Origin of the sequence: Francisella halioticida (assembly GCF_002211785.1) — a bacterium.
Lineage (GTDB): Bacteria > Pseudomonadota > Gammaproteobacteria > Francisellales > Francisellaceae > Francisella > Francisella halioticida.
Genome location: NZ_CP022132.1, coordinates 1,770,312 through 1,783,150, shown reverse-complemented (window position 1 = coordinate 1,783,150; position 12,839 = coordinate 1,770,312). Strand labels below are relative to the sequence as shown.

Here is a 12,839-nt window from a genome sequence, read left to right as displayed (position 1 = left end):
TTTTGCTTAGTAAATTTACATCAATTTATAATTAAAATAAATACGGTATTACTCTTGACACAATGTTTTATCTAGATATAATAGTTTCTCACATGGTTTAGGAGAGGTGGCCGAGAGGCTGAAGGCGCTCCCCTGCTAAGGGAGTATAGGCGTTAAACCCTATCGAGAGTTCGAATCTCTTCCTCTCCGCCATGAAAGAAATCGATTTTTTAAAATCGGGTGCATAGCTCAGCTGGGAGAGCATCGCCCTTACAAGGCGAGGGTCGGGGGTTCGAACCCCTCTGCACCCACCACCTGTATAAGGTGGTCTAATCAAGTGTCAAATTTAAATTAATTACTTAAATATTATCGTTAAAAAAGATGAACGATTTGATATACTAATTTTCGTGTTCAATTTTTTTAATATCAATATTATGAAAAAAATATTATTATCCACTATTTTAGTAACACCATCGTTAACGGCTTTTGCAACTACAGAAATAGCTATGAAGAACTGTATAAATGCATGGCAAAATAAAGAGTATGTTAATGCTATAACTTATTGTAAGCCCTCTAGCAAACCCCGCAGATCTTTATGCTGTTGGGGTTACGGCGCTATCAAATATGAAGATAGGTAATCTTGGAGAAGGTTCTAAATACGCGAAAATGTTTACAGATAATTATGATCCAAAAGCCCCGCATAGTGATAATGTTAAGAAAATAGCTAAGGCTTTGTACACTCAGTATGGTGAAGAGAATGTTGAAGGGTTAGTTTCTGGAGCTAATAAAGAAAAGGGTAAATAAATGCTAGAGACAGCTAATGAAATGGGTAGTAGTAAAGCTAAAAAGCTGCTGAGTATGTGGGATTAATAAAAATATTTCAAGGAGTATTCAGAGTGGATTGGTCAGAGATTCTTTCAGAAGAAAAGCAAAAGCCTTATTTCAAGCAAATATTAGATTTCCTAGCCAGTGAAATAAATAGTGATAAAGTGATTTTCCCATCCAAAAAAAATATTTTTAATGCTTTTAAATATACTGGGTTGGATAATTTAAAAGTCGTTATCCTAGGGCAGGATCCCTATCATAACTATAATCAAGCTCATGGATTAGCATTTTCTGTGCAAGAAGGTGTTGATGTACCACCATCTTTACGAAACATGTATAAAGAATTGAAAAATAGTATATATGGATTTGATGTTCCAAATCATGGGTGTTTAACGAACTGGGCAAAGCAAGGAGTTTTTCTTTTAAATACAACTCTTACAGTAGAAGCTCACAAAGCTAATTCACATAAAGATATTGGTTGGCAGACATTCACTGATACTGTTATAGAAAAGATCTCACAGCATAAAGAACATATTGTATTTATCTTGTGGGGATTACATGCACGCAAGAAGAAAAGTCTTATTGATAGTTCAAAACATTTGATATTAGAATCAACACACCCATCACCTTTATCTGCTCATAGAGGTTTTTTAGGTTGTAATCATTTCAAAATAGCTAATGAGTATCTTAGTAATATTGATCAACCAATTATAAACTGGAATCTTTGATAGCTATTAAAAATCTTTTTTATAAGAAAACATATGTGTTGAAGATTTTGACGGAAGTGTTAAAGAGTGCTTTTTTTTATTCAATATGATAGAATACCGACTATATGTTTTATCTTTATTAAAAGCGGTAAGTAATGTCTATAGCTACTAAAGAATCACCATCTATAAATATAGAAAAAGAATTAAGACAGTCATATCTTGATTATGCTATGAGTGTAATCGTTGGTAGGGCTCTGCCAGATGTTAGAGATGGTTTAAAGCCCGTGCATCGTCGCGTGCTTTTTGCAATGAATGAGTTATCAAACTATTACAATAGACCATATAAGAAATCCGCTAGAGTTGTCGGTGATGTTATAGGTAAGTACCATCCTCATGGTGATACAGCAGTTTATGATACTATCGTTAGAATGGCCCAGCCGTTTTCATTACGTTATACACTTGTTGATGGCCAAGGTAACTTTGGATCTGTTGATGGCGATTCTCCAGCAGCAATGCGTTATACTGAGATTAGAATGCAAAAGCTCACTCATGAGCTTCTAATAGATATAGACAAAGAAACTATAGACTTTTCTCCTAACTATGACAATACAGAGTTGGTTCCCGATGTTTTGCCAACAAGAGTGCCGAACCTTTTAGTTAATGGTTCTTCAGGTATTGCTGTTGGTATGGCCACAAATATACCTCCTCATAACATGACTGAAGTTGTAAACGGAACTATTGCGCTTATTGATAATTCACAACTAACAATAGAGGATCTTATACAGTATATACCAGCACCAGATTTCCCAACAGGATCATACATAAATGGTACAGATGGTATTTTAGAAGCCTATCAAACTGGCCGTGGTCGTGTAATCATGCGTGCAAAAGCTGATATTCATGAAGATGAAGCTTCAGGTAAGTCACAAATAGTTATTACAGAGATTCCATATCAAGTAAATAAAGCTAAGCTTGTTGAGAAAATAGCTGAGCTAGTAAAAGATAAAAAAGTAGCTGGAATTTCGGAGTTAAGAGATGAGTCTGATAAAGATGGTATAAGAGTTGTTGTAGACCTTAAAAGAGATGAATCACCAGATGTTGTTTTAAACACTTTATATGCCCAAACACAGCTTCAGTGCAGTTTTGGTATTAATATGGTTGCTCTTAGTGATAATAGACCTAAGCTTTTGAATCTTAAAGAAATCTTAGAACAGTTTATCAAACATAGAAAAGAAGTTGTAACTAGAAGAACTATTTTTGAATTAAGGAAATCAAAAGAAAGAGCTCATATTTTAGAGGGTTTATTGCTTTCATTAGCAAATATTGATGAGATGATTGAGCTTATTAAAGCATCGCCATCTCCAGCAGATGCTAAAGAATCAATGTTGGCAAGATCATGGAATGGTACTTTAGTAAAAAGTATGCTTGAAGGTGTTGACGTTAAAATGTATCGCAAAGAAACTTTAGCATCGCACTATGGTATTCAAGTAGATACGTCATATAACTTAACTCAAGAACAAGCTGAAGCAATATTAGCTTTAAGGCTTCATAGATTAACTGGTCTAGAGCAGGATAAAATTACCAACGAATTTAAAGAACTTATTGAGAGAATTAAGTACCTAATTGGTATTTTAAGTGATACTGATGAGTTAATTCGAGTAGTTAAAGAAGAGCTTGTTGAAATTAGAGATAATTATGGAGATGAAAGAAAGTCTGAAATAATTGTTTCTAGATTAGATTTGACAAGAGAAGATTTAATTACTGAAGAAGACATGGTTGTGACACTTTCTATGGATGGATATGTTAAAACACAGCCTCTTAGTATGTATAATGCACAAAAACGTGGTGGAGTGGGTAAATCTGCAACTAAGACTAAAGAAGAAGATAGTATCTTCAAGTTAATGCTGGCCTCAACTCATGATACTATGTTGTGTTTTTCTAGCTTGGGTCGAGTCTATTGGTCAAAAGTTTATGATTTTCCTGTGGCAAGTAGGATATCTAAAGGTAGGCCAATTAATAATATTTTACCATTAGAAAAAAATGAGAAGATAACAGCCTTGATGCCTATTTCACAGTTTGAGGACGGCTGGTTTGTGTTTATGTCTACTAAGCTAGGTAGAGTTAAGAAAGTTGATTTATCTCAATTTGCTAGACCACGTTCAACAGGTAAGATTGCAATTGGATTAAATGATGGTGATGAGCTATCGTATGTGGCTCTTACTGATGGTAGTAAACAAATTATGATGTTCTCAGATGCTGGTAAGGCTATCAGGTTTGATGAGTCAGATGTTAGAGCCATGGGACGTTCTGCTGCAGGCGTAACAGGTATGCGCTTACAGCCTAACCAAAAAATAGTATCTATGATTGTTACAAACCCTGATCAAAGCATTATTTTAGCTGCAACAGAAAATGGTTATGGTAAGAGAACAGCTGTTTCTGAGTATAGAAAGACAAAAAGAGCAAGTCAAGGTGTTATCGCAATTTCAACTTCAGAACGCAATGGTAAAGTCGTTGTAGCTGTGCTTGTTGGGAGTGATGAAGATATAGTCTTGATTACAGATAATGGGACTTTAGTTAGAACACCTTCTGATCAGGTCAGAGAGTGCGGTCGTTCTGCTCAAGGTGTTAGACTTATAAATCTAAGGAATAATGAAAGACTTATTAGCTTAAAAGTAGTTAAGCAAGATGATGAAAACCTTGAAGAAAATGATGAGCAAGTAGAAGAATCTTCACAAAGTAACTCATTAGAAAGCGAATAGGTATTATGTCTGAAATAAGTAGGGTTACTATATTAGGAGCTACTGGATCTATAGGTGATAGCACCCTTGCTGTGATTAGAGAGAGTGATGACTTTGAAGTTTTTGCATTAACAGCTTTTAATAATGTTGAGAAGTTGGCAAGGCTTTGTAAAGAGTTTAAGCCTAAGTTTGCAGTAGTGCCTGACTTGGATAAAAAGCATCAGCTACAATTAATTGTAGCTGATATTGATATCTTAGTTGGAAATGAAGGTCTTGAGAAAGTGGCTAGCTCTCCAGATGTTGATATAGTTATGTCAGCTATAGTTGGAATAGCTGGCCTTAAACCTACTTTTGTAGCTGCTAAATCAGGTAAGAAAATACTTTTAGCTAATAAAGAGTCATTGATAACAGCGGGCCATTTACTTGTTAATGAGGTAGCTAAAAATAATGCTCAACTTATACCAGTTGATAGCGAGCATAATGCAATTTTTCAGTGTATAGATAATAATACTAAAAAATATGCCGCAGATATTAGTCAGATAATTTTGACGGCGTCAGGAGGACCTTTTAGATATAAAAGTTTGGACGAATTAGCTAATGTAACTCCCGAGCAGGCATGTGCTCATCCTAACTGGGATATGGGGAGAAAAATTTCCATTGACTCATCAACAATGGTGAATAAAGCTTTAGAAGTAATCGAAGCTTATTGGCTTTTTGATATTGAAATTGATAGAATAGGCGTTTTAATTCATCCACAGAGTGTTATTCACTCGATGGTAAAGTATGTTGATGGTAGTTATTTGGCTCAATTAGGTGTACCTGATATGAGGACGCCTGTTGCAAATGCCTTATACTATCCAGCTAGAGGTTTTGTAGGTGTTGAGGAGCTTGACTTTACAAAACAAGAATTAACTTTTAAAAAGGCATGTTTTGAAAGGTTCGAAGCTTTGAAAATTGTATTTGATAATTTACAAAGTAAGAACTATGCTGCAAATATAGTTTTTAATGCAGCTAACGAAAAGTTAGTAGAAGCTTTCTTAAATGAAAAAATTAAATATTTAGAAATTATTAGATTAAATAAAAAAGTAACAGAAGAGTTGAGTTTTAGGAATCCATTTAGTATAGAAGAAGTTTTTGAGATTGATAGAAAAACTCGTGAATATGTGGATTCTATTTTGGGGTAAATTAGAGTGGTTTTTTTTAGAAAGAAGTTTGTATTAGCCTCTCTTCTTATGAGTGTTGCATTAAATGGCTTAGCAGCTAATAGCAGCTTTGTCTTAAATAATGTATCTATAAAAGGTCTACAAGGCTTACAAAGTGAAGTAGTTAAAAGCCGTATGGGCTATAAAAAAGGTAGCTATATCACGCCAGAGGATACAAACCAGATTATTAACAACCTTTATGGGACAGGTTTTTTTAATAGTGTAGATCTTTATCGCAAAGGAAGTAATCTTTTTATTAATGTAAAAGAGCACCCAATTATCTCAGGTTTTAGTTTTAGTGGTAATAAAAAGCTTAAGAAAGAAGACTTGCAAAAAGTTTTCACTGATGCTGGTATCTATGTTGGAAATGTATATAACCCAAATACTATGTTCTTACTGAAACAGTCATTATTAAATCAATATTCTATGATGGGGTTATATGGAGCTCAAATTGAAGAACATATAAGAAAACTTCCAAATAATAGAATTGATATAAGCATAAATATTAAAGAGGGTGAGCCTGCTAAAATTAGTGCTATAAATTTTATCGGTAATAAGAAATTTGATGATAGTGATCTGAAAAGTGGAGTTGCTTTTGCTGTTCCTTCAATGTGGAATCTTTGGGGGTTCCTATCTAAATTCGATAGTTATTCTCCTCAAGGAATGGGTCAGTCAGTTCAAGGAGTAACTAATTATTACTTAGATAGAGGTTATTTGGATTTTAAGATTACATCTAAACAAGCCTCAATGTCAAAAGATCGTGAGCATTCATATATAACTTTTGATGTTGCAGAGGGGAAAGTATATAAGGTTGGTAGCATTTCATTAAGTGGTAAGTTTCTTTTACCAAAGTCTGAAATTCAGTCTTTGATTAAGTTGAAACAAGGTGAAGTTTTCTCTAAGAAAAAGCTTGTTGATAGTGTTGAAGCTATAAAAACTTTACTTGGTAGTAAAGGCTATGCTTTTGTTACAGTTAATCCTATTCCTAGTGTAGATAAAAAGAAAAGAACAGTTTCTTTTAAATTTGTTGTAGATGCTGGCAAGAAAGTTTACGTAAATAGAGTTAATTTCTTTGGTAATAATGTAACTAATGACTATGTTTTTCGTAGACAATTACAGTATTATGAGCAAAGTCAATATAATAAGAAACAAATAGATAAATCTCAAAGAAGATTAGAGCAGTTACCTTATGTAGGGTCAGCAGATATGGAGCTTGTTCCGGTAAAAGGCTCTGATGATTTAGTTAACATCAATTATAATATTAAAGAGAGAAATGCTAACTCCGTTAGTGGTAGCTTGGGATATTCAGATCTATATGGCTTTATGATTGGTGGTAGGCTAAATATGCCAAATGTTTTTGGTACAGGAAATACTTTTAATGTTAATGCTCAGCTAGCTGTTCCTTACCAAAATCTAGATGTAAGCTATATTAATCCATATTTTACTACTTCAGGCATTAGCCAAAGTATTTCAGCATATGTTAGTCGTTCAAACTTTGCAAAAACAAATGCTATTGCAGCATACCAGTTAGATAGATGGGGTGGTAGATTAATATATGGTGTACCAGTATCAACTTTTAGTAATGTAACAGGGGGGCTTACTTTCTCTGATAGTAAAGTTAAGCAGTCTGATGGATATCAGTCAGCTGTTGTAGACTGGTTTACGCAACAACAGGGCACTAATAATTTTTATGAAACAGCACTTACTGCAGGTTGGAGCTATGATAACTCAAATAGATACATATTTCCTACAGCTGGTGGATCATTTGGTTTAAATGGTTCAATAAACATACCCGGTGTGAGTAATATTCAAGTATATAAAATAGAAGTCAAAGGCACTTATAATATAGCTATACCAAATACAGACCAGTCAGTTTTACAAATTAGGGCAGGTATTGATTATGGTGGAGGCTATGGTAAGACTAAAGAACTTCCTTTCTATGAGAACTTCTATGGAGGTGGTTGGGGAAGTGTGCGTGGTTTCCTACAAGGTTCATTAGGTGCGCGCGATATAAATTTAATTGATGGCTCGACAGGTAACTCAATTGGTGGTAACCTTAATATTTATAATAATTATGATTTACTGTTTCCAGTACCTTTTATTAAGGATAGTTCAAAAATGAGAATTGGTGCTTTTTTTGATTTAGGTAATACATATCTTACATACAATATACCAGGTAATGTACTATCACCCTCACCGCCCCACCCAACTTCACCATCGTTTACTAATTTGAAGTACTCTGTAGGTGTTGAGTTTAGGTGGGATTCACCAATGGGGCCTTTAGCTGTTTCATTTGCGCAGCCTTTCAATGTTCAAGCAGGAGATGTAACGCAACAGTTCCAGTTCTCACTAGGACAGAATTTTTAAAATATAAATAATCAAGGAGATTAAGAGAATATGAAAAAAATAATTTTATCACTATCACTTATAACAGCAGCTTTTACAGGAGCTTATGCTGATACTAAAATGGCTGTAGTTAATCCAGTTGAGATTTTTAATGATTCTGATCTTGGCTCGGTTAGTGTAAAGAAATTAGAGAATGATCTTAAACCACAGGCAACACAGTTAAGACAAGAACAAAATAATATAATGCAGCAGATGAAAACATTACAAGAAAATTCTGCTACTATGACTAAACAAGAGTTGAGTCAAAAACAACAACAAATCCAAAAAGAAGAACAAGCATTTAGAGAGAAAGCGACTGTTTTACAGCAAAAGGAATATGCTGCTAAAGATAAATTATCAAAGAAATTCCAGGCTTCATTTGATAGATCAGTAAAAGCTGTAGCTAAGCAAAAAGGTTATAATGTTGTTTTTACGACACAAGCTCTTGCATATGTTAACGGTGTTACTGATATATCAAATGAAGTAATAACGTTAATGAATAAGGATTCTTAATTAGGGGAATTTTTAATGTATACTTTAGATTTTTTAGCATCTAATCTAGATGGTGTAGTTAAAGGTGATGCGGATATTCAAGTAAACAAGATAGCAACTTTATCGGAAGCTAGTGAAGGAGATATATCATTTTGTACTAACCCTAAGTACTTAAAGGATTTATCTGAAACGAAAGCCTCAGCAGTCTTAATTACTGAAGAAGCTTTATCTTATTGTAATACTAATGCTGTAGTTTTAGCTAATCCATACATAGCTTTAGCAAAAATTATGGAACTGTTTGATAAGTCACCTCAGCCTAATGGTAAAATTCATAGTAAGGCAGTTATTGCTTCGAGTGCAGTTATTGGTGAAAGTGTAACAATAGATGCAAATGCTGTAATAGGTGAAAATGTCGTACTTGATGATGGTGTTACTATAGGTGCTTGTGCAACTATTCACGATAATACGAAAGTAGGTAGAGATACAGTTATAAAAAGTAATGTATCTATAGCTCATGATGTTGTAATAGGTTCTGACTGCATAATTCATCAAAATGCTACTATTGGCTGTGATGGTTTTGGTAATGCTCGAGATGAAGATGGCAGCTGGACAAAGATTCCTCAATTAGGAAGAGTTATAATAGAAAATAATGTTGAGATTGGTGCTGGCACTGCTGTTGATAGAGGTGCTATTAATGATACTATCATTAAAGAAGGGGCTCGTATTGATAATTTAGTGCAGATAGCTCATAATGTAGTTATAGGTAAAAATACTGCTGTGGCCGGTGTTACAGCCATTGCGGGCAGTACAAATATAGGTGATAACTGTTTGATTGGTGGGCAGTCTGCAATAACCGGACATATAACTATCTGTGATAACACTATGATCGGAGGTGCTTCAAATATAGGTAAATCTATAACTAAGCCGGGTATGTATTATGCTGCTTTTGAAGCTAAACCAAAGATTAAGTGGGGTAGGTTTGTTGCTAAGTTGTCTAAAATAGATAAACTAATGGCAAAAGTAAAAGAATTAGAAGAAAAATTAAAATAAGTAAGGATTGTTTGATGAACCATTTTGATGAGAAGAATAAAGAGATTGATATTATGGGGATTAGAAAAATTTTACCTCATAGATATCCTTTTGCTCTTTTAGATAAGATTGTTGATTGGAGTGTTGAAGAAAGAACTATTATAGCTCAAAAAAATGTAACAATAAATGAAGACTTTTTTAACGGACATTTTCCTGATTTCCCGGTAATGCCAGGAGTTTTAATTGTTGAATCTATGGCTCAAGCTACAGCTATATTGGGTGAGTTAATGGCTGAAACTTTATTTGCTCATGTTGTTAAAAAAGCTGGTGGTGGCAGAAGAACATTTATGTTAGCTGGTATAGATAAAGTTAGAGTTAAAAGACCTGTTGTACCTGGTGATATATTAATGATTGAGTCAAGAATGGTAAAACAGAAAAATATAATTTGTACAGCAAAATCTGTGGCAAAAGTAGATGGACAAGTAGTTTGTTCAGCTAATTTAATGGCAGCATATAAGGATTATTAATCGTGATACATAGTTTGGCAGTAGTACATGACAGTGCCAAGATAGCAGATAGTGCTATAATAGGGCCATTCTGTGTTATTGGAGAAAATGTCGTTATTGGAGAAGGTACAGAATTAAAGAGCCATATAACTATTGGTGATAATACAATTATTGGAGAAAATAATCGTATTTTTCAATATGCATCAATTGGTGATGACCCTATTGATTATACCTATAAAAAAGGTGATTTTTCTCAGGTTACTATAGGGGATAATAATATTATCAGAGAATGTGCAACAATTCATGGAGGAACATCCAAAGAAGTTGGTGTGACCTCTATTGGAAATAATAATATTATTATGTGTTATGTGCATATAGGCCATGATTGTAAGATTGGGAACTATATAAATTTAGTTAATGGTGTTGGTTTGGCTGGCCATGTTCATATTGACGATTTTGTTATAATTAGTTCTAATGTTGGTGTTCATCAGTTTTGTAGAGTTGGTAAGCATGCATTTATTGCCCATGCTGCGTTAATAGGAAAAGATGTTCCTCCGTATCTTATGGTAACAGCTGTTACAGCAGGATCTACACCTTGTGGAATTAATTCGGAAGGATTAAAGCGTCGCGGCTTTAGTCTAGAAGATATAAAGAAAATAAAAGAGGTTTATAAAGTTCTTTATCGAAGGGGGCTAATGATGAAAGAAGCCGCTGAGGTTATTAAAGATATGGCAGAAAATGATCCTATTTTAGAACCATTTGTTGACGTTATAAGTACTTCAAAAAGAGGTATTTTAAGATAATGAGAATAGGTATTGTTGCAGGAGAACTGTCAGGAGATCAGCTTGGTGGAACTTTAGTGAAAGCTCTTAAGCAAAAATACCCAGATGTTATTATAGAAGGTATTGGTGGTCCTAAGATGCAAGCAGCAGGCTTTAAAAGCTTATATCCTATGGATGCTCTTTCATTGATAGGTTTGCTTGAGATTATATCAAAAGGCTTAAGCATTTTGGGCATACGTAAAAAGATTATTAATTACTTTAAGCAAAATAGGCCAGATATTTTTATAGGTATTGATGCTCCTGATTTTAATTTAACTGTTGAGAAAGATTTACGGGCAGTTGGTATTAAGACTATTCATTATGTCAGTCCTAAAATATGGGTTTGGCGAGAGTATCGTATTAAAAAGATTAGAAAAGCTACAGATAAGATTCTAGCAATACTTCCTTTTGAGGTGGATTACTATAGAAAAAGACATAATTTTGAAGCAATATATGTGGGGCATCCATTAGCAAAAGATATCCCCATAAATATGAATAGATCTAGTTATAGAGAAAAACTTGGCTTAAATGATATTAGCTTGCCTATATTGTCTGTACTGCCTGGAAGTAGAAGTACAGAGGTGGCTAGACTTTTGCCCTTATTTCTTGATGCGTTAGATAAGTTAGTAAAAGCAGGCTATAAATTTCAAGTAATTATGCCTTTGGCAAAACTCTCATTACAACCTTTGTTTGATAAGTACCAAGAGCAAATTGATAATCTTGGTATAAAGGTTTATAAAACAAACTCTCATGATGTGTTAAAAGCTTCTGATCTTAGCTTGTTGGCTTCTGGTACAGCTACTTTAGAAGCAATGTTATGTAAATTACCAATGGTTGTTGGTTACAAACTATCAAACATCTCTGCTTTCTTAGGGAAATTGTTAGTAGGAAGTCATAGCTACTGGGCTTTTCCTAATATTTTACATAAAGATGAAATCATCAAAGAGCTAATTCAAGAAGATTGTACTATAGATAATTTATTTATAGAGTTGAAGAGGCTATTTGATGATAAGCAAAGAAATGATTATATTGTACAAGAGTTTGAGAAGATTCATAAAAACATGATAATAGATACTGATGATAAGATAATTGAAGTATTAGATACTATGTTATTAGAAAAATCTTAATTTTTATAAGCTTTATAATATATAATAGATGTGTAGAAAAAAAATTATATTCAGGTGTTCAATAAATGACGTTAATATTAGTTTTAATTTTAGTTTTAATTTTAGTGGTATTAATTATAATTGATTTATACCGTAAGAGTCTTCGTCTTAAGCAAAAAGATATCCTTGAAGGTACTCAACAAAGAGATGGTGAACAGCTTCTCAAGCAGGCAAAGAATTCATCAGAATATATGTATATTGAAGATGTTCAGCGTGAGTATCCATTATTAAGAGATGGTTTCTTACTATTTTATTTTGAAGGAATTGAAAAGATTGATGTAAAAGATTTGTCAACCTTTTTAAAATATTACGGAATTAAATATACAGATGAAAAAGTGTTTCAGAAACTTAATTATAATGATGTAATATTTAGTATTTTACCTGATAATGAAGAGCAAATATTTGTTGATGCAAAAGAAGGTCAAGTTAATGGTATTGTAGCTGTGATGAATTATAGAAAGTTATCTGGTATGGAGTATGATGTTAAAACATGCTATGAATTGATGATGGATATTCTAGAGGCTACAGGCAAGTCATTTCATGGTACATTAATGAATGAGCATAGGGTTAGACTTACAAATAAGGATAAGCAAAATTATTTAGAAGCAATATTATAGCCAGTTTCCTTATCTAAAGATAAAAATCTAGAAAAGCTTTTACTTTAGGAATCTCATATCCATGATTTTGATAAAAAGTAAAAATATCATATTTTTTGAATTTTATTTCTGGTAAAAGCTGTATTAAAGAGCCTTCTTTAATATCTTTTTCTACTAATCTATCTCCTGTAAGAAAAAGTCCAACGCCATTTTTACATGCTTGATTAAGGGCATTAAAATCATCAATAAATAATATTGGAGAGGAACAATATATATAAGTACCATTCTCTAGAGGTAGTTTTATGGCAGGCTTTCTTAAACTATGGGAAATAAAAGGATAATCTAGGAGATCTTTAATTGATTGAGGTAAGCCGTATTTTTTAATTAATTTTG

13 protein-coding genes and 2 tRNA genes are annotated in these 12,839 nt (G+C 33.3%); 14 read left to right on the top strand and 1 reads right to left on the bottom strand.

Annotated features, from left to right (window positions below; genetic code table 11):
• The first annotated feature begins 100 nt into the window (after positions 1–100).
• The 14 genes from CDV26_RS09460 (at position 101) to CDV26_RS09395 (ending at position 12,467) form a co-directional block, all read left to right on the top strand.
• A tRNA-Ser gene (locus CDV26_RS09460) sits at positions 101–192 on the top strand.
• Positions 193–217: 25 nt separating this feature from the next.
• Positions 218–293: transfer RNA gene (locus CDV26_RS09455), tRNA-Val, on the top strand.
• 120 nt (positions 294–413) lie between these two features.
• Complete coding sequence (locus CDV26_RS09450) at positions 414–617, top strand: hypothetical protein (protein WP_088773066.1); 204 nt, start codon at positions 414–416, stop codon at positions 615–617.
• Positions 604–783: a hypothetical protein gene (locus CDV26_RS09445; RefSeq protein ID WP_088773065.1), complete on the top strand. Its 180-nt coding sequence runs from the start codon at positions 604–606 to the stop codon at positions 781–783. Before CDV26_RS09450 ends, CDV26_RS09445 begins: the two co-directional genes overlap by 14 nt.
• A 92-nt stretch (positions 784–875) precedes the next feature.
• Positions 876–1,532, top strand: coding sequence for a uracil-DNA glycosylase (gene ung / locus CDV26_RS09440; protein ID WP_088773064.1), 657 nt, complete (start codon positions 876–878; stop codon positions 1,530–1,532).
• Positions 1,533–1,666: 134 nt separating this feature from the next.
• A complete protein-coding gene (gene gyrA, locus CDV26_RS09435) occupies positions 1,667–4,270 on the top strand; it encodes a DNA gyrase subunit A (RefSeq protein ID WP_088773063.1) in 2,604 nt (867 codons plus the stop codon).
• Between the two features lie 5 nt (positions 4,271–4,275).
• A complete protein-coding gene (gene dxr / locus CDV26_RS09430) occupies positions 4,276–5,433 on the top strand; it encodes a 1-deoxy-D-xylulose-5-phosphate reductoisomerase (protein WP_088773062.1) in 1,158 nt (385 codons plus the stop codon).
• Between the two features lie 6 nt (positions 5,434–5,439).
• Complete coding sequence (gene bamA, locus CDV26_RS09425; RefSeq protein ID WP_088773061.1) at positions 5,440–7,818, top strand: outer membrane protein assembly factor BamA; 2,379 nt, start codon at positions 5,440–5,442, stop codon at positions 7,816–7,818.
• 30 nt (positions 7,819–7,848) lie between these two features.
• On the top strand, positions 7,849–8,349 hold the full coding sequence (locus CDV26_RS09420; protein WP_088773060.1) for an OmpH/Skp family outer membrane protein: 501 nt from the start codon (positions 7,849–7,851) through the stop codon (positions 8,347–8,349).
• A gap of 15 nt (positions 8,350–8,364) precedes the next feature.
• A complete protein-coding gene (lpxD, locus tag CDV26_RS09415) occupies positions 8,365–9,378 on the top strand; it encodes a UDP-3-O-(3-hydroxymyristoyl)glucosamine N-acyltransferase (protein ID WP_088773059.1) in 1,014 nt (337 codons plus the stop codon).
• A 14-nt stretch (positions 9,379–9,392) separates the two neighbouring features.
• Positions 9,393–9,884 carry a 3-hydroxyacyl-ACP dehydratase FabZ gene (fabZ, locus tag CDV26_RS09410; protein ID WP_088773058.1) on the top strand — a complete coding sequence of 164 codons (492 nt, stop codon included), beginning with the start codon at positions 9,393–9,395 and terminating at the stop codon, positions 9,882–9,884.
• Positions 9,885–9,886: 2 nt separating this feature from the next.
• Positions 9,887–10,666, top strand: a complete 780-nt coding sequence (lpxA, locus tag CDV26_RS09405; RefSeq protein WP_088773057.1) for an acyl-ACP--UDP-N-acetylglucosamine O-acyltransferase — start codon at positions 9,887–9,889, stop codon at positions 10,664–10,666.
• A complete protein-coding gene (gene lpxB / locus CDV26_RS09400) occupies positions 10,666–11,811 on the top strand; it encodes a lipid-A-disaccharide synthase (RefSeq protein ID WP_088773056.1) in 1,146 nt (381 codons plus the stop codon). The genes lpxA and lpxB overlap by 1 nt, the downstream gene beginning before the upstream one ends.
• Before the next feature lie 65 nt (positions 11,812–11,876).
• Complete coding sequence (locus tag CDV26_RS09395; RefSeq protein WP_088773055.1) at positions 11,877–12,467, top strand: cell division protein ZipA C-terminal FtsZ-binding domain-containing protein; 591 nt, start codon at positions 11,877–11,879, stop codon at positions 12,465–12,467.
• A 13-nt stretch (positions 12,468–12,480) separates the two neighbouring features.
• On the opposite strand, the gene CDV26_RS14070 is transcribed toward CDV26_RS09395, so the two are convergent.
• A complete protein-coding gene (locus CDV26_RS14070; protein ID WP_420809903.1) occupies positions 12,481–12,804 on the bottom strand; it encodes a LysR substrate-binding domain-containing protein in 324 nt (107 codons plus the stop codon).
• Between the last annotated feature and the right edge of the window lie 35 nt (positions 12,805–12,839).